This window comes from Novosphingobium sp. KCTC 2891 (assembly GCF_025938155.1).
In the GTDB taxonomy this organism is placed as follows: domain Bacteria; phylum Pseudomonadota; class Alphaproteobacteria; order Sphingomonadales; family Sphingomonadaceae; genus Novosphingobium.
This window is the reverse complement of the sequence record NZ_JAPCZG010000006.1, coordinates 79,701-100,875: the sequence shown is the minus strand read 5'-3', so window position 1 is coordinate 100,875 and position 21,175 is coordinate 79,701. Positions and strand designations below refer to the sequence as shown.

General features: G+C 63.4%; 17 protein-coding genes. 7 read left to right on the top strand and 10 right to left on the bottom strand.

Going from position 1 to position 21,175, the window contains the following annotated elements; translation table 11 throughout:
- Positions 1–22: 22 nt before the first annotated feature.
- The 4 genes from OLX02_RS12820 to OLX02_RS12805 form a co-directional block, all read right to left on the bottom strand.
- Entirely contained in the window at positions 23–334 is a 312-nt protein-coding gene (locus tag OLX02_RS12820) for a hypothetical protein (RefSeq protein ID WP_264423419.1), read from the bottom strand.
- Positions 335–336: 2 nt separating this feature from the next.
- Entirely contained in the window at positions 337–825 is a 489-nt protein-coding gene (locus OLX02_RS12815) for a hypothetical protein (protein ID WP_264423418.1), read from the bottom strand.
- 29 nt (positions 826–854) lie between these two features.
- On the bottom strand, positions 855–2,651 hold the full coding sequence (locus OLX02_RS12810) for a carboxypeptidase regulatory-like domain-containing protein (protein WP_264423416.1): 1,797 nt from the start codon (positions 2,649–2,651) through the stop codon (positions 855–857).
- A gap of 120 nt (positions 2,652–2,771) precedes the next feature.
- The gene (locus OLX02_RS12805; protein WP_264423415.1) at positions 2,772–3,311 is read right to left on the bottom strand and encodes a VOC family protein; all 540 of its coding nucleotides are present in this window, start codon (positions 3,309–3,311) and stop codon (positions 2,772–2,774) included.
- 200 nt (positions 3,312–3,511) lie between these two features.
- Between OLX02_RS12805 and OLX02_RS12800 the strand changes: the two genes are divergently transcribed.
- Positions 3,512–4,240: a TetR/AcrR family transcriptional regulator gene (locus OLX02_RS12800; RefSeq protein WP_264423413.1), complete on the top strand. Its 729-nt coding sequence runs from the start codon at positions 3,512–3,514 to the stop codon at positions 4,238–4,240.
- A gap of 71 nt (positions 4,241–4,311) precedes the next feature.
- Here the strand turns inward: OLX02_RS12800 and OLX02_RS12795 are convergent, their stop codons facing one another.
- On the bottom strand, positions 4,312–6,606 hold the full coding sequence (locus OLX02_RS12795) for a TonB-dependent receptor (RefSeq protein WP_264423411.1): 2,295 nt from the start codon (positions 6,604–6,606) through the stop codon (positions 4,312–4,314).
- 381 nt (positions 6,607–6,987) lie between these two features.
- Here OLX02_RS12795 and OLX02_RS12790 point away from each other — a divergent pair, with 381 nt between their 5' ends.
- A complete protein-coding gene (locus OLX02_RS12790; RefSeq protein WP_264423409.1) occupies positions 6,988–7,317 on the top strand; it encodes a hypothetical protein in 330 nt (109 codons plus the stop codon).
- 3 nt (positions 7,318–7,320) lie between these two features.
- Here the strand turns inward: OLX02_RS12790 and OLX02_RS12785 are convergent, their stop codons facing one another.
- Positions 7,321–7,923: a hypothetical protein gene (locus OLX02_RS12785; RefSeq protein WP_264423408.1), complete on the bottom strand. Its 603-nt coding sequence runs from the start codon at positions 7,921–7,923 to the stop codon at positions 7,321–7,323.
- Between the two features lie 372 nt (positions 7,924–8,295).
- Between OLX02_RS12785 and OLX02_RS12780 the strand changes: the two genes are divergently transcribed.
- Positions 8,296–9,006, top strand: coding sequence for a cadherin repeat domain-containing protein (locus OLX02_RS12780; RefSeq protein WP_264423407.1), 711 nt, complete (start codon positions 8,296–8,298; stop codon positions 9,004–9,006).
- Positions 9,007–9,102: 96 nt separating this feature from the next.
- Here OLX02_RS12780 and OLX02_RS12775 read toward each other — a convergent pair whose 3' ends face one another.
- The 3 genes from OLX02_RS12775 to OLX02_RS12765 all read right to left on the bottom strand — a co-directional run bounded on the left by OLX02_RS12775 (position 9,103) and on the right by OLX02_RS12765 (position 11,714).
- Entirely contained in the window at positions 9,103–10,170 is a 1,068-nt protein-coding gene (locus OLX02_RS12775; RefSeq protein ID WP_264423405.1) for an alkene reductase, read from the bottom strand.
- 40 nt (positions 10,171–10,210) lie between these two features.
- On the bottom strand, positions 10,211–10,828 hold the full coding sequence (locus tag OLX02_RS12770; RefSeq protein ID WP_264423403.1) for an isochorismatase family protein: 618 nt from the start codon (positions 10,826–10,828) through the stop codon (positions 10,211–10,213).
- A 67-nt stretch (positions 10,829–10,895) separates the two neighbouring features.
- Positions 10,896–11,714, bottom strand: coding sequence for a pirin family protein (locus OLX02_RS12765; RefSeq protein ID WP_264423402.1), 819 nt, complete (start codon positions 11,712–11,714; stop codon positions 10,896–10,898).
- Between the two features lie 96 nt (positions 11,715–11,810).
- Here OLX02_RS12765 and OLX02_RS12760 point away from each other — a divergent pair, with 96 nt between their 5' ends.
- Positions 11,811–12,686, top strand: a complete 876-nt coding sequence (locus OLX02_RS12760) for a LysR family transcriptional regulator (protein WP_264423401.1) — start codon at positions 11,811–11,813, stop codon at positions 12,684–12,686.
- Between the two features lie 152 nt (positions 12,687–12,838).
- Here OLX02_RS12760 and OLX02_RS12755 read toward each other — a convergent pair whose 3' ends face one another.
- On the bottom strand, positions 12,839–14,914 hold the full coding sequence (locus tag OLX02_RS12755; RefSeq protein WP_264423400.1) for a phosphocholine-specific phospholipase C: 2,076 nt from the start codon (positions 14,912–14,914) through the stop codon (positions 12,839–12,841).
- Positions 14,915–15,206: 292 nt separating this feature from the next.
- Between OLX02_RS12755 and OLX02_RS12750 the strand changes: the two genes are divergently transcribed.
- The 3 genes from OLX02_RS12750 (at position 15,207) to OLX02_RS12740 (ending at position 21,043) form a co-directional block, all read left to right on the top strand.
- Positions 15,207–17,561 (top strand): TonB-dependent receptor, encoded by a 2,355-nt coding sequence (locus OLX02_RS12750; RefSeq protein WP_264423398.1) that lies wholly within the window; start codon positions 15,207–15,209, stop codon positions 17,559–17,561.
- Between the two features lie 165 nt (positions 17,562–17,726).
- A complete protein-coding gene (locus tag OLX02_RS12745) occupies positions 17,727–18,509 on the top strand; it encodes a TetR/AcrR family transcriptional regulator (RefSeq protein WP_264423397.1) in 783 nt (260 codons plus the stop codon).
- A 236-nt stretch (positions 18,510–18,745) separates the two neighbouring features.
- On the top strand, positions 18,746–21,043 hold the full coding sequence (locus OLX02_RS12740) for a TonB-dependent receptor (protein WP_264423395.1): 2,298 nt from the start codon (positions 18,746–18,748) through the stop codon (positions 21,041–21,043).
- Positions 21,044–21,175 lie beyond the last annotated feature (132 nt).

The window sequence follows — 21,175 nt, the reverse complement described above, 5'->3', positions numbered from 1 at the left end:
TCCGCAAGCCGCCTTGCGCCCATCATGTGAAGAACCCGCGCAGCAGGTAGAAACAGGCGGCCATCGCGGTGAGCGGGACTGCCCAGGGCCGATCGGCCAGATACCGCGGCAGGGGGCGGTCTCGCAGCAGGGCCGACACGGCCATCGCGATCAGGCCTGCTTCCAGCATCAGGCCGTACCACTGCATCGCCGGTCCCGAACCGCCCGCCGGTGGTCCAAAGCTCCACCGCCCGCTTAGCGGATAATACTGCAGCACCGGCCCGCCATGCGCGAACAGCGCCATATAGCTGGCGCAAAACGCCGTGGTGAACCAACCGCCGGAAAAGCGCAGCACGGTCAAAGCCCCCGCAGGTTGTTCAGCAGGTGGCCGGCGATGAAGTCGAACCACACGATGAAGGCCAGCGTCAGCGTCACGCCGGTGCGCCCCTTGTGCATCGCGTGGTCGGCCGCGCCGTCCTCCTGCCGCCAGCAGGCGCGGTAAAGCGGCAGCAGCGCCAGCCCGATGCCGCCCCAATGCTCCTTCAGTTCGAACAGGCCCACCGCCCAGCCCAGTTCCATTTCCTCGAAGGCAGGGCGCACGTCGAGCCGGTAGGCGGGATAGACCAGCCCGCCCAGCACCAGCGTGGCGACATAGAGCGCGATCACCGCGTTGGCGAAACCGCGCGATGCGACCGCCGCATAACGGCCTGCGAAGCTCGCGCGCGGGTGCGCGGTGCCGCGCGCTGTCCCCTCACGCAGCACGGCGGCGGCCTGATGGGTGATCGCGCCCAGCAGGGCGACGGCGATCAGGCCGTGCAGCAAGAGCAGGACAGGGATGAGCAGCATCGTTCGCGGGGAAGCCTGGCCAGCGCCGCTCAGTCGGGAATTTCCACCCGCACCAGCTGGTTGGCGTTCTTGTTGGGCAGCCATACCGTGGTGCGCGCGGCGCGGACATCGACGACAACCTTGCGGGCATCGTAGCTGACCGGCATGAGGTATTGCACGATGTCCCCCGTCTTCGGATCGAGCCGCAGCAGCCGGTCCGAACCCGTGGTGGAAACCCACACCCGCCCCTTGGCGTCAGGCCGGGCATAATAGGGCGAGATCCACTTCACCCCGACCGGGAATTCGCGGACGACATCGGTGTTGAGGTCGATCACGCCGATCTTGTCGGCATAGAATTCGCCGAACCAGAAGCGGTTTTCCATGTCGCGATAGCCACGGCGCGGATAGGCGAGCGGGGTGGGCGTGGGGATCAGCCGCGCCTTGCCGGTGCGCAGATCCGCGCGCACGATGCCCGATGGTTCAGGCGCGGTGCACAGGAAATCGCCGTTCAGGTCCTGATCCATCATGTAGCAGTAGTTGAGCGGATCGAGATGCGTGGGATCGACCGGATCGGGCATGTCGTCGAACAGGGTGATGCCCTTGGAGACCTGCCCGGTTTCGATGTCGAGCCGGAACGCCTGTTCATGCCGCTTGTTGCCGTCCGGCGCGGCGCCAAGGCCGGTGGCCCACAGCCCGGTTTCGCCGGGGCGGACCGGGCCAAGGAACGGGTTCCTCCAGATCACCGGCAGGTCGAAGGTCTGCCACCGCGCGGTCGCGGGATTGAAGCGGGCGTGCTTGGTGCCGCCCACGGCAACCCACACGTTGTCGTGCCCGTCCACCTGGATGTCCTGCACGCCGACGATGCGGTCGGTGCCGGGGGCCGAAGTTGGCGGCAGGAAATTGGGTGCGGGCCATTCGCTGAAGCGGCCGGTCTTGGGATCGAGCTTGCCGATGTAATCCCAACCCGTGTTGCCGTACCAGACATTGCCGTGTGAATCGACGTCGAGATCGTGGATCACCCCGCTTTCGCGCGGGATGGTGAAGACGGTGACCACGGCCTTGGTCGCCTCACCGACCGGGCGGGGCAGGGTCTTGAGCGGGTAGGCCCAGCGTTGGCGCCCGCCGCTGAGGTTCACGGTGGCCAGCCAACTGGCGATCTGCTTGGCGTCGCGGCCAAACCACCGCAGCCCCTCGGTCGGCTGGGCGGGCCATGCCACCTGGATGCGATCGGCCGAGCTGTGATCCGTTTCGTAGGTCAGCATTCGCTGCATGACCGAAAGGAAGGAAGTTTCGTCGTGGTCGGATCGCGCGATGCGTTCAAGCGAGTGGCAGAACGCGCAATTGACCATGTTGCGCATCATGACGTCCTTCTGGGCGTCGGTGCCGGGAAAGCTGTTCAGCCATTCGAGCGAGGTCAACTGCGAGGCGAGCTGATCGTTGTCGGTCACTGTGGCCAGCGTGAGCGGGAGCGCGGCGGGCCGGGCGCCGCCGATCTTCACTGTGACAGGAGCAAGCGTATAGCCGACCGCGCGCGCGGTGATCTGGTAGGTGCCGGGGGCAAGCCGGTCGGACGGAAAGACGAAGCGCCCTTGCGCGTCCGAGGTGACGGCGACCATTACCAGGCTGTTCCGCGACCGCGCCGTGACGACGACGCCTTCCATCACTCCTTCCTTGTCGGAGCGGACAGTGCCGGACAGGACCGGTGCCGCGTTGGCCGGGCCGGTCTGGACAGCGCCCGCGACCGGATGCGCGAACTGCGGCGCGGCAGTAGCGGCGAGCGTCAACCCGGCGGCAACCAGCAGGGCGTTTCGGCGGCCGGGCCGGCGGCGGAAGCTAACGAACGTCATGGCATCTTTCTCGATCGGAAGGGGGGCTGTTAACGGCAGCGCCTGCTGGCGAAAGGGATCGGGCGAAAGGGCCGGGCGAGGGGAGGAATCCCGCCCGGCCCCGCCCGAGGCCTTTCGGCCTCAGGCAAATGGTCGGACTGGCCCGGAACCGTCCCATGTCCGGGTGATTTCGCACATCTGCGCCACGAGCGGGCCCAGATCGGCCGACAGTCCTTCGGACACTTCGAAGCACATGCCCAGCGCGGGGTCGATGGTGTCGAAATACATGAAGCGGTTGGTCCCGACGCGGCCTTCATGCGCGATGCGATGCCCGGCGGCGAGCAACTCGGCGCGCAGCGCGTCGTATTCCTCCGGTTTGCTCGTCCACGATGAAAGGTGTTGCACGCCCTGCCCGCGCGCGGCGAGGTATTCGGTATAGGCGCTGGGCACGTCGTCATGCTGCTGGATCAGTTCGATGTTGAGATCGCCGCTGAAAGCGAAGGCCAGCGACAGCACCGGGGCCGCCATGGCCTGCCCGCGATACTGGTAATCCTCCGGTTGCACGTCGCGCAGGATGAAGAACGGGCCGATGCCCATCTTCTCGGTCATCGCGGCCATTGCCGTATCGATGTCCTTCACCACCATGGCGACCTGCCGGGTCGCGCCGAAAATCCTGCTCATGTGACCTGGCCTTTCTTGCTCGCTCTCTCGTGTGCTGCTGCCTGTTGGTCCGGCTTGCGGGGGCAGCGTTCAAGCCACTCACTATGTCAGTACAAAAAAGAAAAAAAGATATTTTTCTGGTTTTGCGGGCGGTCATTTGGCCTAGTGCGTTCCGCCAGGCTCAATGTTCTGATAGCGCCGCGTGGCAACGAGGACAGTCAATGGCGAACGTAGTGGCGAAAGAGGGAAAAGGCGCGAAAGGGGCGAAAGGGGCGCGAACCAGGGCCGCCATCCTCGACGCCGCCATCGACTGCTACAACCTCTACGGTTACGCCAAGACGACGCAGGAAAAAATCGCCGAGCGCGCGGGGATGAGCATGGGGGCGGTGACCTATCACTTCTCCTCGATCGCCGCGATCACCCGCGCCGCGATCACCCACGCCTTCGCCCTGCGCCTTCGCAAGCACGAGGAAACGATCCGTGCCGTCGTGTCCATTCCGCAGGATTTCGAAACCGCGCTGGAAATCTACTGGAATGAAATGATCGACCCGCTGTTCATCGCCTGCCACGAACTGGCGGTGGCGGCGCGCACCGATCCTATCCTGAAAGCCGAATTGGTGCCTGCGCACGAACGCTTCCAGCGCCAGTGGAACCGCAATCTGCTCGCGCTGCACCCCGAATGGGGCGAGGCGGGCGAAATGTTCCGCTTCGCGGTCGAATATTCCACATTCCTGGTAGAAGGCATGGCGCTCAACTACCTGCTGATCGGTGGCAGCGAGAAGCGGCTGCAGGATCTGCGCGACTATATGAAGGACAACCTTGAGGCGATGCTGCAGGCCGGCCTTGCCGGTATCCGCACGCGGCAGTTGCTGGCCCCCGGCCGCAGCCGCCGCGCCAAGGTGGCGCGCTCGCCGCTGGGCAAGGTCGCGAAGCTGGACACGGACGCCTGAACCATTGGCTCATGCCTGATGCATCAGGCATGGAAAAAGGGGGCTTCATGATGAAGCCCCCCGCATCCGGATCAGTACGAATACTGCAGCTTGATGCCGTAGGTCGCCGGCTTGGCGGCATAGCGGACCCAGGTGTCGTTCGCCTTGTAGACGTTGTTCCAGTAATAGGCATTCGTCACGTTCCGGCCAAAGACCATCACGGTCCACGCATCGTCCGCGCTGCGAAGCCCGGCGCGCAGGTCCACCGTGGTAAACTCCTTGATGGCTGCCCGCGCATCCTGATCGAGCGAGTTGTTGGTGGCGCTGTTATACGTCACGTTGCCGCCGAAGAAGGCATTGGCCTTGGCCGAAACCGCGAACTCGTACTCGGCGTCGGCAAAGCCCTGCCACTTGGGCGAGGCCGGGAACGGGGTGCCGCGATAGTTGCGGGGCAGGCCCGCGCTGTCGAGGCCGCTGTAGCGATCGATCTTGGTTTCCAGATAGGTGCCGTTGGCGGTCAGGCGCAGACCGGAGACCGGCTGCACGGTGGCCTGCAGTTCGACGCCGAACACGTGCGACTTGGGCAGATTGACGAGGCGTTCCTCGACCCCGAACAGGAAGTCGACGATTTTGCCACGCACCTGCTTGTTGGTGTAGTCATAGTAGAACACCGCGCCATCGACGTTCACGCCGCGCGCCAGCTTAGCCTTGAAGCCGCCTTCGTAGGCGATCAGGTCTTCCTGCACGACCGGGAGGGTCTGCGGGGTCTGCGAGGCGGCAAGGGTGGGGAAGCTGCCCGCCTTGAAGCCGCGCGAAACGTTGGCATAGAGCAGCGCGTCGGGCGTGACCTTGTAGTTGAGGCCCACGCGCCACGAAACGTTGTCCTCGTTCAGCTTGTTGTAGATCAGGCCGGCGGGGCTGTAGTCGACGTTGAGTGTCACGCATTCGCCCGCATCGATCGACGGCGCGCCGGGGTGGAACACTTGCGCGACGTAGTTGTAGATCGCCGCAAGACCGGCATCGCCCAGTGAGCAGCCGTTGTAGTCGCGCTTGGCATTGGTGTAGCGCACGCCCGCCAGGACCGAGAGGCTATCAGTAATCTGGTAGTCCGCATTGGCGAAGACGGCGAAGGTCTTCATGTCCTGGTTGGAGAAGTTGATGTCGCGGTTCCAGCCGATCACGTTGGAGGACTGGCCCGCATCGTAGATCAGCGAATCGTGCGTATTGTCCTTCTGGTAGTTGGCGCCCACGATCCAGTGCAGCTTCGGCGTGTTGCCGGAGAGGCGCAGTTCCTGGAAGAACGAGTCGATTTCCCCGGTCGCTTCTGTGTCCAGGTTGCGGATCGCCATGCCGTCGACGTCCATGCCCGCCAGCGAGCGATAGCGGATATACGAGGTCAGCGACGTTACTGTGAGCGTGTCGGTCAGCTCGTAATCGGCGCGCAGCGAACCCTGAAGCATGGAATCGTCACGCGTGAGGGGGAAGGTGCGGCCCCACGCGGCAAGACGTGCATGGCCATCGGGGATCAGCGGCTGCGCGTTAACGATATCGGTGCTGCCGCCCGGCTGGCCCGGCGTCTGCAGTTGCCGCGCGATCAGCTGGGGCGTCTGGGTGTCCGAATTGTCCTTCCAACCCGTCAGGTTCAGCGCCAGCTTGAGCCGGTCGGTGGGCGTCCAGTCGAGCAGGATACGGCCCTGCACCAGGTTCTTGTCGCCCAGCGTTTCGCCGTTCAGGATATTTCGCTGCCACGCGCCGCCCTGGCTGGTGGACACGGCGATGCGGCCGCGCAGGGTGTCGGTGATGGGACCGCTCACGTAGAAGTTGGCGTCAACTTCGTTGAAGCGGGCATAGCTGACGCTGGTGCCGGCGCGGAAATCGGCGGTGGGCTTGGCGGCGATGTAGTTGATCGCGCCGCCGGTGGAGTTCTGGCCGAACAGCGTGCCCTGCGGTCCCTTCAGCACTTCGACGCGCTGCGGATCGAGGCCCGCGGCGGTGGTCAGCGCCGGATAGGGCAGCGGCACTTCATCGACATAGACGCTGACCGTGGGCGATGCGCTGAGCGTCGATTCATAGAAGCCCACGCCGCGCAGCGTGTAGATCGGCGTGTTGTAGGGCGACTGGGCGAACGTGAAGCCCGAGACGATCTTGGAAAGGTCGGCCGGCTCGTTCACGCCCAGCGTCGCCAGCTGGTCGCCAGTGGCGGCGGCGATCGACATGCCCACGTTGGAAAGTTTTTCCTCGCGCTTTTGCGCGGTTACGATGATCTCGCCGAAATCGGCGTCGCCGGCAGCGGCGGCGCCCGCCTCCTGGGCGCGGGCCTGTCCGGCCACGGCGCCCAGCAGCAATGAGCCGAGCAGGGCAGTCGTCGAAAGATAACGCTTGTTCATGGTAACCCCCGTTTGAAAATGCGTTGGAAATGTTCGCGGCGAGCCCACGCCCCGGGCGCGCCGTTCATGGATGGTGATGGCCATATTGGGGGGACCGGCAGGACGGACGGCGTGCGAACATGCGCGGGGAGGCTGCGCTGCCCCGGGCGTTTGCATGGTCCATGGTCGTGAAGCCGGGCCGATGCCCTGCGATTGCCCCATCCCTTCGCTCCCACCTGCCGTTGTCCGGCATGATCTGGACCCGTCGCCGTATTGGCTGGCGATCGGCGGTCTCAGGCACGCTTAGGCAGCTTAATAAAAAAAGAAAACCTTTTTTTGTTAAGCTCAGGACTGGTTGATTGGAGAGGCGGGACCTGATTTCGGCTCCATAAGGAGCTGTGCATGAGCGATTTGTGCAATACTTTCCGAAGCTTCACGGCGAACCGCGGGTGGACGATCGCCGGATTTCGAGAGGCACCCATTTTCGTCAATCGGAACGGTTTGGCCGCGATGTTCGCGGCAGAAATCCCGCCGCCAACGGGGAAGCGCCGATGCGCGGCTTTCCGTCGTCGGATTGGACAAGCCGGATTGCGGATCCCGCTGCGCCGAACGAAAGCAGCCTTGATCTACAGGCCTACCGGCAATTTGCGGGCGGCCCGGATGCTGCCGGGACGTGGACGCGCAATCACGCTGTCCGAACTCCCTGAAATATTATGGGAATATCGCTTGTGACCTCTACGATGCCGAAGCGGGCCGAGCCTGCTTTATGATGTCGAAGGCGCGACCCATAAGGGCTGTCACTTCGTCCGCGTCGAGCACGTATTGGGGCTCATAATTCAACCCCACTTGTCGCGTCCGTTTCCAGTGGTCGACGTACAATCCCTTTTTAGGGCCGAAGGTGAGGTCGATGTGCTTGGCCAATCTGGCTGGCCCTTCGGCCGAATAGGCGGTGCGGAAAATCGAGATATCGACGACATATGGGCCGATCATGACCCAGACATGGCCGTTCCAATCCGAGCTGGATGTGCCGAGCACCTGTGAACCGTCAAAGGGCTGTCGGTTTCCGAAAACCGGCACGCCTTCCAAAGCCAGGGTTCCGGCAACCACATGGATGGGCGCCTTCATGTGGCGCTCCAGGCTCACCGCCAAGGCTGCGCTCATGAGGGCGCTCGTATCCGGGGTGGGCGGAAATATCTTCAGCAGATCAATGGCGCAATGCGACAGCGCCGCCTGATCGGCTTCATCCATTTCATAGGCCTTGAAAGCTTTCGCCGCTGCCCATCCATGCTGAAGGGCAATCAGCTTGCCCAGTTGAGTGATATCTTTGATTGCCGGCATCCGGGCCCTTTACCGGTGCTATTGGCCTTTGACGATAGGGTGAATGGACGGCTGCATTCGACGAGCCATTCCGCCCTTTGAATGACCGGAAATCAGGCGTTTTCCCTGCTTTTCTCGAATGCCGGCCAAGCCGTCAGTCGAACCAACGCCTTGCCCTTCGCACCCGAGCCTTCATCCACATCGCCCTGACCGCACAAGGTAGCCGTTATCGGACTCATGCGGATCGAGAGCATCCCGCGTGTAATTATTCTGTCGCATCTCCCGTCAAAAGACGCGCCTCCTCGGATTTCAAAAGAGGCCTGGCACGGTGAAAAGCGGCGGCGGATCTGTCTGTGCGCCGCCAGCCCTTGTCCTGCGCCAACGGAGAACGGCATGATTAAAGTGGGTGCGGTCGGCGGTGATTTTCTGGTCAATACGCAGATAGCCAGTGACCAGATCGAACCGGCCATCACCGGGCTGGCCAACGGCGGCTTCGTGGCGACATGGACGGACTACAGCGGCACCCTGGGCGATACGAGTGTGGCTGGCGTCAAGGCGCAAGTGGTCGACACCTGGGGAGAGAAGGTCGGCACAGAGTTCCGCGTGAACACGCAGGTCGATGCCGCCCAATTCGACCCGGCGGTCACCAAGCTGCACGATGGCGGGTTCACGATCGCGTGGACCGATCGCAGTGCGACGCTTGGCGATGCGAGCGCCACCTCCATCAAGGCGCAGGTATTCTCCGTCACCGACACCAACCAGGCTCCTGTCATCACTTCGGACGGTGGAGGAGCAAAAGCCAAGCTCAGCGTGGCTGAATACGCGACGGCGGTCACCACCGTGAGGGCCGCCGATGCCGATGCCGGCACCAAGCTGACTTATTTCATCGGCGGCGGCGCAGACGGCGATCTGTTCACGATCAATTCCGTGACTGGCCAGCTTTCGTTCAAATCGGCCCCTGTCTTTGAAGCGCCGGGCGATGCCGGTGCGAACAACATCTATGACGTGATCGTCTCCGCCTCGGACGGCGCCATCACCGACAGCCAGGCGATCGCGGTCACCGTGACCAATGTCGCGCTGACGGCCGCAGACTTCATCCTGTAGCAGGCACACCGTTCGGAGCGAGCCGGCCGGCATCGCCGGCCGTCGTTGGCGGCTTTCGCCGGGTTGGGGGCCGTACCTTGTACGGCCCCCTTGCGCTCAGTTCACTTCTGCCATTGCGGGATAGTCGATGTATCCCTGTTCGGTGCCGCCGAAATAGCTGGCGGGATCGGCTGCACTCATCGGCGCGTTCGCTTGCAGCCGGGCTACGAAATCGGGGTTGGCGAGGATCATCTGGCCATAGGATTCCAGATCGGCGAGACCCGACGCCACATCCGCGCCGATGTCCTCTCGAGGACGGCCGGGGCGGTTGAGAATGAGGGACTGCTGCCAGAGCTGGCGGATGTCCGCTAGCAGGGCTTCGTCGCCCTGATGCATGATGTGGAGGTAGGCGAGGCCCAGCTCGTTCAGCTCTGTTACCAGATGGCGATAAAGTTCGGGACCTTCCGGGCCTTCGTCGATTCCCCACATCGTCGTCCCCGGCGAGAGGCGAATGGCCGTGCGATCTGCACCGATCTCCTCGGCAATGGCCGCTGCGATCTCGATGGCGAAGCGGGCGCGGTTTTCGATCGAGCCACCATAGGCATCCGTGCGCGTGTTGGCGCTCGGAGCGAAGAACTGCTGGATCAGGTATGCGTTCGCCCCGTGGATCTCGACGCCGTCTGCGCCAGCTTCGATCGCGCAGCGTGCCGCGTGCCGGAAGTCAGCGACCGTCTCGCGCACTTCATCCGTCGTCAAGGCGCGCGGGGTGGGGGCGTCCTGCATGCCGCTGGGCGTGAACATACCGGTGCCGGGCGCGATGGCGGACGGGGCAACGCCCAGACGGTGATGAGGCGTGTTGTCCGGATGCGACAGTCGGCCGGCGTGCATGAGCTGGATGAAGATGCGGCTGCCCTTGTCGTGGACGGCAGACGTGATCCGCTGCCAACCCGCGACATGGGCAGGCGTGTAGATGCCCGGCGTGGAGAGGTAGCCCTGGCCGTCATCCGATGGCTGCGTGCCTTCGGCGACGATCAGGCCGACGCCTGCGCGCTGGGCGTAATACTGGGCAGCAAGGTCTCCCGGCGTGCCGTCGAACTGCGCGCGGCTGCGGGTCATCGGGGCCATCACGAAGCGGTTGCGGAGGTCGTAACGTCCAACGCGGACGGGTGAGAAGGTCTGGCTCATGGTCGTTCCCTGGATTTGGAATATCTGTGTGGGGTGAGATTTACGCGATGCTGGCCCCCAGCGCGGGGAACACATCGCTGAACAGCAAGCCGATCAGTTGCTGACCCGCCGGCGTCGACCAGTCCTGCGCGATTTCTGCCATCAGCGTGTTCGTCGCCGTGAGCACGACACCGGCATCATGCATGCGCTGGCGGGCGAACTCTTCGGAGAGGTCGCTGGGCGACCCGGAAGCGTCCATCACGGCCTGAACGGCAAAGCCTTCGAGAGCAGCATCGATCGCCGGAAAAATCAGGCAAACGTCGGTGGTCACTCCGGCCATGATCAGATGCTTGCGCCCCGTGGCAAGCACGGCATCCCGAAATTCCGGGTAAGCCCAGGCATTGACGACCCCGCGCCGCTTGACACGCGCATCATATGCCTCTGGCAGGATCGCGGCGATTTCAGGCAGGATCGGGCCTTGGGCGTTTTCTTCCTGGCTGGACGTGATGACGACCGGGATGCCCAGGATCTGTGCCATCTTGGCAAGCGCGATCGACTGTCGTGCGGCAAGGTCACGGTCGATGTTCTTGATCAGCTGCATGGTGCCGACCTGGTGGTCGATCAGGAGCAGCGCCGAGTTTTCGGCGGTAACGCGGGCGGGGATCGATGGCGAAGCCATGGTGGTGTTCCTTTCTGATCAACGGATGGAGCGGCACTGCCGCAGGTGTTTAAGCTGGAAGGTCAGGTCACAAAGTGAGAGCGGCCACGCGCCGGCGTGCCTCGTCGAGCGCCTCGGCACTGGCGAGCATGAGGGGGCCAAGCGAGAAAACGGGCTGCTTGAGCTGCGCGCCGCTGATGATCGCGAGGCGCGACGGCCCTGCATGGGGGGCAATTTCGACCTGATCGTCATGGTCTGCGGCAAAACCGATCGCCTGGGTGTGGCTCAGGGTCTGGCCGTCGATCTCGACCGAGCCTTCCAGCACGATGAGGATGCCGCCCCAATCCCCGGGAATGTCGAGAAGATACGGGGTCGTTCCGTCCAGCGCGATTTCCTCGATCCGCACAGGTGACGGCAGAGCGTCCACCGCTTCGCCCAGTGTCGTTCCATCGACTGCGACGCGGCGGTCCCAGCCAGCGCTGGTGCTGCGCTTGACCATCCCTGCCGGCACCGGGAAGGCGGCAGCGGGATCGCCTTGGCTGGCCGCGGGCAGATTGATGAAGATCTGGAGGCCGTTCACCGGCCCCGCACCGGGGATCGGCGCCTCTTCATGCATCAATCCGCGCGAGGCCCTGCTCCAGTGGAGACCGCCGGGACGAATGTCCTGGACCATCCCCAGACTGTCGCGGTTGACGAAGCCATTCGGTGAATCCGCGAACAGATAGGTGACGGCCGAAAAACCCGCATGAGGGTGCGGAGGGAACGTCGGGTCGCTCATCTCGAACCAGTCGATGTTGAGGACCGGATCGATGAGATTGGCGAATGCCTGCCGGGGATACTGACGCGCCGAGAACGCGGCGCCGTGGCGCATTTGGGTCGGCGTATAGGCTGGCGAGAAAGTGATCATGGCAAGCGCTCCTTGCTGTCATGAACACTGTATGCGCCTGCGTGACTGTCTTGATAATAATTGCCCTTGGGATTGCATTGTTCCATAATCAGAACAATGAAGCCCTCTCTCGATGATCTGGCCCTGCTCGTAACGATTGCCGATCAGGGCAGCTTTACGAGCGCAGCGCATCGGCTGGGACTGCCGAAGTCCACGGTCAGCCGCAGACTTGCCGATCTGGAAGTGCAGTTGCGCACCTCGCTGTTCCGACGCTCGACGCGGGCGCTCTCGCTGACCGACGAAGGGCGGCGCATCTACGACATGGCGAAGCCTGCGATCGCCGCAGCAGACCTTGCAGCGCAGGCCATCGCTGAACGTGGCCGGGCTGTGGCAGGACGCGTCTCGCTCACGACCACGGCGGCACTCGGGCAATATCTGGTGGCACCCCATCTTGTCCGGCTCAGCCAGACCTATCCTGAAGTGCAGATCGATCTGCGGCTTACCGAGCGGCGCATCAACATCGTGAGCGAGAGCATTGATCTGGCTGTTCGCATGGGGCGGCTGGACGACAGCAGCCTGGTCGCCAGGAGGCTATGCTCGTTCACGCGCCTCATGGTCGCCGCCCCGGCCTATCTGGACAAGGCCGGTGTGCCGCAGACACCTTCGGATCTGACATCCCATAACGCTATCGTCACCAGCGCCACCCTTGATACCTGGCGCTTCGACGATGGCTGGGAATGCTCGGTGCGCTGGAGCGTGGCGGCGGGCAATATGCTCGTAGCCCACCAACTGGCGATCATGGGACATGGCATCGCGCTTCTGCCCGATTTCATGATCGATGAAGACTTGCGGATGGGCAGGCTGGTGCCGCTCTTGCCACAGTATCCGGTAGAGCAGGCCGACGCCTGGATCGTGAGCAGCCAGCAAAGGTATAGGTCGCTGGCAGTGCAGACTGTCCTGCAACACCTGGTGGATGCGACGAGCAGGATGTGATGGAGGCAGGTCTGATCAAGGCTCGCAGTTCACCAGCATGGACTGGACCGCGTTCATAGGGGCGAACGGCAGCAGATTTTGAAAGCTGAATGCGTCTGGAAATCCAGGGCCTATTCGGTACTTGCGCTTTCCATTGACTGACGCTTTCCTCTCTACACCCAGCCACGTGCAGGGTCGGTGATGGTGGGCCGCCCATTTTCCAGCCGTCCGGCAAGACGGCGCCGGAACGCCGGCGCTTCCGGGCTGGTCAGCACGAAATCGTACCAGCCGCCCGTGGCATCAAGCTGCCAGCGATGCTGCCGCCGCCCTTCGGCCGCCCAGCCGCGATAATGGGTGCCATAGGCAGCGGGCATGACCTCCAGTCTGCCGCTCGACAGCGAAAGTGACAGTGTGCGGGCGGCATGATCGAGCCGCCAGTCCAGCCGGGGCGCCACTTCGCCCGCGTTGCCGGCGAAATGGCGGTGAAAGCCATTGGGGCCAAGCACCCACAGGTCATACGCGCCGTCGTGAAAGGGCCAATCGCCGGTCAGGCTTTGGCCCGGCGTGACGGTGTAGCGACGCGGCGCGCGGTCAAGCGCCAACCGGTCGTAGACGTGGAACACGGCGCCGGTGCCGTGGCCGTCATGTTCTCCGGCATGGAAGTGCAGGGCAATGGCGTCTTCACCCGCGCTGCCTGTCACATCAAGCCGGTATGGCAGGCTGCGCGATGGCCGGATGGCCCATTCCTGCGCTGCCCTATCGGCGATGGCGGGGGCATCGGGGCTAGGCTGGTGCGCAATTTTCGCGGCGCGCGCGGCCTGCGGGCGCGGATCCGGCAAGGCTGACAGCATTCGCGCATCCTGCCGGGAAAAGTCGAGGCAAGTGGTCAGGTCGCCGCAGACGGCGCGCCGCCAGGGGGTGATGTTCGGCTCCGCGATACCCAACCGCTGTTCCAGGAAGCGGATCACCGACGTATGATCGAAGACCTGCGAATTGATCCAGCCGCCCCGGCTCCATGGTGACACGACAAACATCGGCACGCGGGGGCCAAGGCCGTAACTGCGGCCGCGCAGTTCGGGTATGTCGGCTTCCTTGGCCGCCGGGCTGGGCGCGAGGTGGTATTCGCCATCGGTCGATACGGTCGATCCGCCCAGAAGGCCGCCGTCCGCGCGCGCAGGCGGCGCAGGTGGCGGCACGTGATCGAAGAAGCCGTCGTTCTCGTCGTACATGACGAAAAGCACCGTGCGCGCCCACACGGCGGGGTTCGCCGTCAACGCCTCCAGCACTTCGGCGGTATAGGCAGCACCCTGCGCCGGGCTGGACGGGCCGGGATGTTCCGACAGTGCCGCCGGGGCGATCATGTAGCTGACTTGCGGCAGCTTGCCCTCGCGCACGTCGGCGCGAAAGCGATCGAGTGTGTGGGTGGACAGGCCGCGCTCCAGCAGTTCGGGGTTCGAGCCCGGCGCGCGATCGAAGGCGGTGCGAAACGCGTGGAAACCGGCCAGCGGGTTGTCGGTGAAATTGTCCGCCATGTCCTGGTAGATGCGCCAGTCGATACCGGCGGCGTGCAGGCGTTCGGCGTATGTCGTCCAGCGATAGGATTCGGGATGCCCGCCCAATTGCGGCAGGTTGTCGTGGGAATTGGAGATGGCAGGGCCGCCGGTGGTGCCCGACGGGCCGTTCGTTCCGGTCCACAGGAACAGACGGTTCGGATTGGTGCCTGCCTGGATCGAGCAGTGATAGGCGTCGCACAGGGTAAAGGCTTCCGCCAGCGCGAACTGGAACGGAATGTCCTCGCGCTGGAAATGCCCCATGGCGCGGGGAGTCTTCGCGGCGGGCCAACTGTCCATCCGGCCGTTGTCCCAGGCGAACTGCGCGTCCTCCCAGTGATGCGGCGTGCCTTCGACGCGCATCAGCTCGAAGTCCACGGTGGTGGCAAGGTGGAACGGCGCGATCAGCCGCCCGTCTTTCGCTTTCTGGCGCCAGACGTCGCGGGGCGCTCCGTCCACGAGGGGCAGCGGGATCGCAAAGCGGTCCGAAAACCCGTTAACGCCCGCCATCGTGCCGAAGTAATGATCGAAGCTGCGGTTTTCCTGCATCAGGATGACCACGTGGTCGATATCCGCGATCGTGCCGCTGCGCACGTCCGGGGCGATCGAAGCCGCCCGCGCGATCGCTGCCGGAAACCCCGCGGCGGCAGTGGCGGCAAGGCTCCCCCGCAAGAACGAGCGGCGGTTTCCATCGATCATCTTGTGTTGCTTTCCCTGAGGACTGTGCTGGCGAAAAGGCTGCCGATGTCGATCGTGAAGGTGTCGGCTGTGTGACAATATCATGGTCTGATTGATTTTTTCGGGTGTGCCGGGAGGTCACCAGATTGTCATTTGCCGCCGCCATAGGCTGCCGCGAGGGGATTACCAAAAAGTAATAATCCAAATCTGGAAGAAATATGAAAATACATTTTCGTGTATTTTCATATTTCTCCGGACGTGGTCGCAATTTCTGTTTTTAAAACAGAATACATTTATCAGGGAAGTACTGAAAATGAAGAAGTTATATTGCGGTGTTGCTGCAATCGCCATTCTGGCTTCGACGTCCGTTGCCCGCGCCGCTGAAAGCGCCGAAGCAGCCGCATCCGAAGCAGCCGACAGCGAAGTGGGAGCGGACGGCCAGATCACCGTGATCGCCGCGCCGACCACTTATGCCCAGTCCGACGTCACCCCCACGATGATCAAGCGCCAGGCGGCCATCGCCAGCGTGAACACCGTGATCAACGAACTGCCGGGCGTGTTCGTGACCGAAGCCGACGCGTTCGGTTCGGCCGACTGGGTAACCAACATCACCATTCGCGGCTTCTCGACCAACGACGGCCACATCGGCACGACGATCGACGGCATGCCGAACGGCGGTTCGGGTTATGGCGGCGGCTCGAAGGCCAATCGCTACCTCGACGTGCTGAACCTCAAGACGGTTGCCGTTTCGCAAGGCACGGCCGACATCTCCTCGCGCACCAATGAATCGCTGGGCGGCACGCTCGATTACCAGACCTCGGATCCGGAAAAGGAGCGTCGGTTCCGCTTCGTTGTCGCCGGCGGCGACTTCGGCGGTCGCAAGGTCTATGGCCGCGTGGACACCGGCGAGATCGCGTCGGGCACCTACGCGTGGCTCAGCGCCTCGTCTTCGCGCGTCAAGGATTGGGTTGCCCAGTCGGACACCACGTCGCGCGATCACGTCGCCGGCAAGGTGACCAGCGATCTCGGCAAGGTCGCTCTGACCGGCTATCTGTCTTATGACGATGCGAACGAAGGCGAATATGGCAGCGTTTCGCTGGCCGGTTTCCGCCAGAACCCGAACTTCGATGGCCTGACCAGCAACTGGACCGGCATCCCCTATATCGACCAGAACTTCCGGTCCGGTTCGCGCGCGCTGCGCAAGAACCTGTTCGGTTACCTGCGCGCCAAGGCGGATCTGGGCGAAGTCAAGGTTATGGCCAGCGTCTATGGCCATAAGATGACCGGCCGCGGCGACTGGATTCCGCCTTATCTGGTGGACGTCACCAACGACGGGGCGGGCAACCCCAACAGTGAATTCAACCGGTCGGGCACGGTCTATGGCGTTTCTCCGCTCGGCAAGATCTATTACGTCACGCCCACCGGCGCCACCGCGCCGATGATCGAAGGCTGCGCGGGCAGCGCCGGCTTGCCGGCGGTCTACGATCCCAGCTGCTATGCTGCGGGCAGCACGCCTGCGATGTCCTATCGCCACACGCACTATCGCAACCGCCGCCTTGGCGCGGTTGTCGATGTGAACTGGGAGCATGATTTCGGCTCGGTGCAGAACCTGCTGCGCGCCGGCATCTGGTACGAGGACGGCAAGTCCAAGGTGACGCGCGACTGGCACAAGATCACCGACGCCCGCTCCAGCTTCCAGTTCGACGCCGTGCCTTATTACGTGCAGTACAGCCGCAACTACGGTGTGAAGGAATTCGTCTATTACGCCGACGATTCCGTCACTTTCGGCGACCTGACCGCCCGCGCCGGCATCAAGCAGTATCACCTTGACCAAAGCCGCACCGGCCTGGTTGGCGATCCGCTGGTCACGGGCATGAAGTACTGGTCGAAGGCGCTGCTCTCGGGCGGCCTGAACTACCGCCCGATGAAGGGTCTGGAAGTGTTTGCCGGTTACGCGCAGAACTTCGCCGCGCTCAGCCGCAGCCTGCTTGACCAGCCCGAGATCGTTCGGCGCGACATCAAGCCTGAAACGGCCGACAGCATCGAAGGTGGCGTGCGTTATTCGGACAGCCGCTTCTCGGGCTCGGTCACGGTTTACGACATCAAGTTCGACAACCGCGTCGTGTACGTGCCGTCGGGCTTCGTGACCGGCATCGACTATCTCTCGGAAGTCGACGGCATCTACCAGAACGTGGGCGGTGTGAAGAGCACCGGCGTGGAACTGGCGGGCGCTTATCGGCTGACGCCGCAGCTCCAGATCTCGTCGTCCTACTCGTACAACCGCGCCAAGTATCTGGGCACGGGCGATGCGGCCAAGAACGCGGCGCTTGGCATCACGCCCGGCGTGCAGGTGTACAACACGCCGAAGTCGATGCTGGTCGGTTCGGTCGATTACAGCGGCGAAATTTTCAGGGCTGGCGTTTCGACCAAGTATGTCAGCAGTCGTTTCATCGACACCGCCGGCACCATGCCCAGCGGTTCGTTCACGCTGACCAACGCCTATGTCGGCGTGAACGTCGGGCAACTGGTCGACAAGCTGAAGAACCTCGACTTCACCGTGACCGTCAACAACCTCACCGACGAACGCTACCTCGCCGGTGCCGACGGTGGTGCCGCGTTCCTCGGTTCGCCGCGGACCGTGATGGCATCGCTCACGATGGACTTCTGAAGTCTGAAACAAGGAAGTCCGCAAGACGGCTGAACGCTCAGCCGGACTGTTGGCCCTTTGGTTTCGGGCCGGGAAGAAATTCCCGGCCCGGTTCCGTTTGTGAAGGCGCGGGGGAGGGGAGGACCCGGTCATCGAACCGGACGTGCCCGAACAAGGGGGGCAAGCGTGTTCGTCGTCTTGCTCGGATCGGCTCCACCTGGTCGGAAGCTGGAGCCTGCAGAACCCGGTGCGGTTCATTTTGACACTGCCGACGACGCACCTGATCTAAATGGTAGAGCCTTCCGCGCCGGGATTGCCGGAACGTGGGAAGGCGGTCTATGCCGCCGAAATGCATCGATCTCCTCCGCTCTGCGATACTCCATGCCGCGGATAGTCAACCACGATGAGCGCCGGATACTCATCGCCCAAGTGGTCGACGACTTGGTGTACGAGCAGGGTGTTCAAGCGGTCACGATCCGCGAAGTCGCGTCTCGGGTAGGCTATAGCACCACGGTCGTGTCGCACTATTTCAGCAGCAAACTGGAGATGCTGGTATTCACCCACCAGCAGGCGCGCCGGAAGGTGGAGGCGCTGATCGAAGCGGCGATCAGCCACGGTCATCCGCTGATCGAAACGCTGGAGCACCTTCTGCCCTTGACCGAGGAGCGGTGGCGCGATTGGCATACATGGTTCGCATTCTGGGGAATGGCGCCCGCCGAGCCTGACGTTTCGCGCGAATGGCGCGAAGGCACGAGCAATGCGCACCATCTGTTCCTGCGCCTGATCGAAAGCGCGAAGGCGGCCGGGCAGTTTCCCGCAAACATCGACAGCATCTCTGCCGCAACCCAGATCCAGATCTATGTGAACGGCATCGCCAGCCTTGTGTCGCAGCACCGGAGCGACTGGCCGGCCGAGAGGCAGAAGGCAATGTTGCGCAGCTTGCTGCAAGGCGCGTTCGCGCTCGACTGACCCGGTTTTCCGCGCGTCGTAATCCGGCCCCGTATAGGGGCCGGGCCGCTATCCACGTCCTCAATTGTCTCGTCTTGTCTCGCCTCGTTAAAATGCGAGGTGGTTCGCTCATCCGTTATATGTACGACTGTTGTACAACAATCGATCATAACCCCGCCTGCCTTAGGCAGGGGGGCTGAGGATGGGATGCGCAAACCGTGCCGCTGATGCCGGTTGCGTCGAGAGAGAGGGGAAACATGACCAAGAACTTGTACCACTGCACCGCGCTGTGCACGATCGCCGGTGCGCTTGCGGCCGCTACTCCTGCCGTGGCGCAAGAGGCCGGTGCCGCAGCCGCGCCGCAGGAAGGGCTGGCCGAAATCGTCGTGACTGCCCAGAAGCGCTCGGAAAACATCCAGTCGGTGCCGATTGCGGTGACCGCGGTAACTGGCGCTGCGGTCGAAAATCTCAAGGCGGTCGACCTCAAGGGGCTTCAGGGAACGATCCCCAACCTTCAGATCAACAACTTCACCAATACCCCCAATAGCGCGGTCTTTACGATCCGTGGCATCGGCGTGATCGAACCCGATCCGTTCGCCGGCAACACGGTGTCGATCGTGCAGGACGGCGTCCCGCAATACTTCTCGATGGGTGCGCTGCTCGACCTGTTCGACGTTGACCGGATCGAAGTGCTGCGCGGACCGCAGGGCACGCTGTTCGGCGCCAACACCACCGGCGGCGTGGTGAACGTGGTGACGCGTCAGCCCACCGGCCAGTTCGGTGTCCGCGGCGAAGTGACCTATGGCAACTGGAACCGCATGGACATCAAGGCCGCGGTGGACGTGCCGCTGGTTGACGGCGTTCTCGCCGGCAAGGTGTCCGCGATGCACACGCAGCGCGACGGCTTCTACACCAACATCGTCGACGGCACGGACATGGGGCGCCGGAATGTGACGGTTCTGCGGGCGTACCTGAAGTACACGCCGACCAACGATGTCGACGTGACCCTGGGCGGCGAATACGGCCGCACGCGCAACGGCGCGCCGGTGATCGTGAACGGATCGACCGGGCCGGGCTATGCGATCTACGCACCTGCCGGCACGATGACGACCGACCAGGTCCTGCCGATGTATGCCTCTCCCTGCGCGTCGGACGCCGCGCCATGCCGTGCGCCGGACAAGTACTACAGCGCGCGCGACTTCGGTCCCGACAAGAGCGACATGGACAACTATCGCGGCACGCTGACGATCAACGTGCGCAACACGCCGCTTGGCGACCTTACCGCGATCACCGGCTACAAGCAGTTCAAGCTCGAAGAGTTCACCGACAACGACGCGATCGTCGGTCTGGGAATCGACACCTATCGCGGCACGCGCGGCTGGCAGTTCAGCCAGGAACTTCGCACCGCTGCGGACCTGACCGATGCGGTCAAGCTGCAGGCCGGCGGCTTCTTCATGAAGACGCATTACGACCACTTCAACAGCGTGCGGCTGGAAGCGTTCGCTCCCGGCCTTCGGCAGAACCTGCCGCAGGATCAGGACAACTGGTCGGGATCGCTGTTCGCGCAGACCTACATCGACGTGACCGACCAGCTGCGCGTGCAGGCCGGCGTCCGGTACACGCATGAAAACACCCGCATGATCGCGGGCACGGACAATTATTACAACGCCAGCGGCATCGGCCTTTACTGCACGCACGAAGGCAGCTGCGGCGATACCCTGCTGGGCGGCTTCCGGGCTTCCGGCAGCCAGTCGTGGGACAACGTCGGCTGGAAGCTGGGCATCGACTACAAGGCCACCCCCGATACGTTGCTCTACGCTTCGTGGGCGCGCGGCTTCAAGTCGGGCGGCTTCGTCGGGCGCGTGGCACGGCCGCAGGATCTTGGTCCCTACGATCCCGAGAAGGTCGATACTTTCGAAGCGGGCGTGAAGACCGACCTGCTCGATCGTCACCTGCGCTTCAACCTTGCGGGGTTCTACACGAACTACCGCGACATGCAGGTGGCGCAGAACTACATCCTGCCCGACGGCAAGACCATCGGCACGTCCATTTTCAACGCCGCCAAGGCCGAGATCAAGGGCTTCGAACTGGAAGCGACCGCACTGCCGGTTGAGGGCCTCACCCTCACGGGTTCGCTTGCCTACCTCGATGCCAAGTACAAGAAGTTCGACTTCCTCGATCCCACCGGCGTGATCATCGACCTGAGCGGCCGCGCACTGCAGAACTCGCCCAAGTGGTCGGCATCCGCGGGTGCGACGTACGAGGTCGCGGTTGGTAGCGGCAAGGCACGCGCCAACGTGCTCTACACCTATACCGACACCAAGCTGCTCCAGGGGCTGCAGGGCCAGCCGCTGGTCCGCATCCAGCCGACCCATTTCCTGAATGCCAATCTTGGCTGGTCGCCCGAGGATGGCCGCTGGACGCTGGAAGTCTGGGCGCGCAACCTGGCCGACAAGCACTACATCGAAGCGGTCACCAACAACGCGGGCCTGTTCAACCAGGTCTCCTACACATCGCCGCGCGAATACGGCGTGACGTTCAAGTTCAACATCTGAGTGTGGCGAATGAGGGAGGGGCTTCGGCAGCACCGAGCGCCTCTCCCGAAACACTGGATACCGGGTGCTGCTCCGGGCGACTGGGGGACGGCAGGCATCATACCCGAAAACTGATGGCGGAAATCGCCGCCC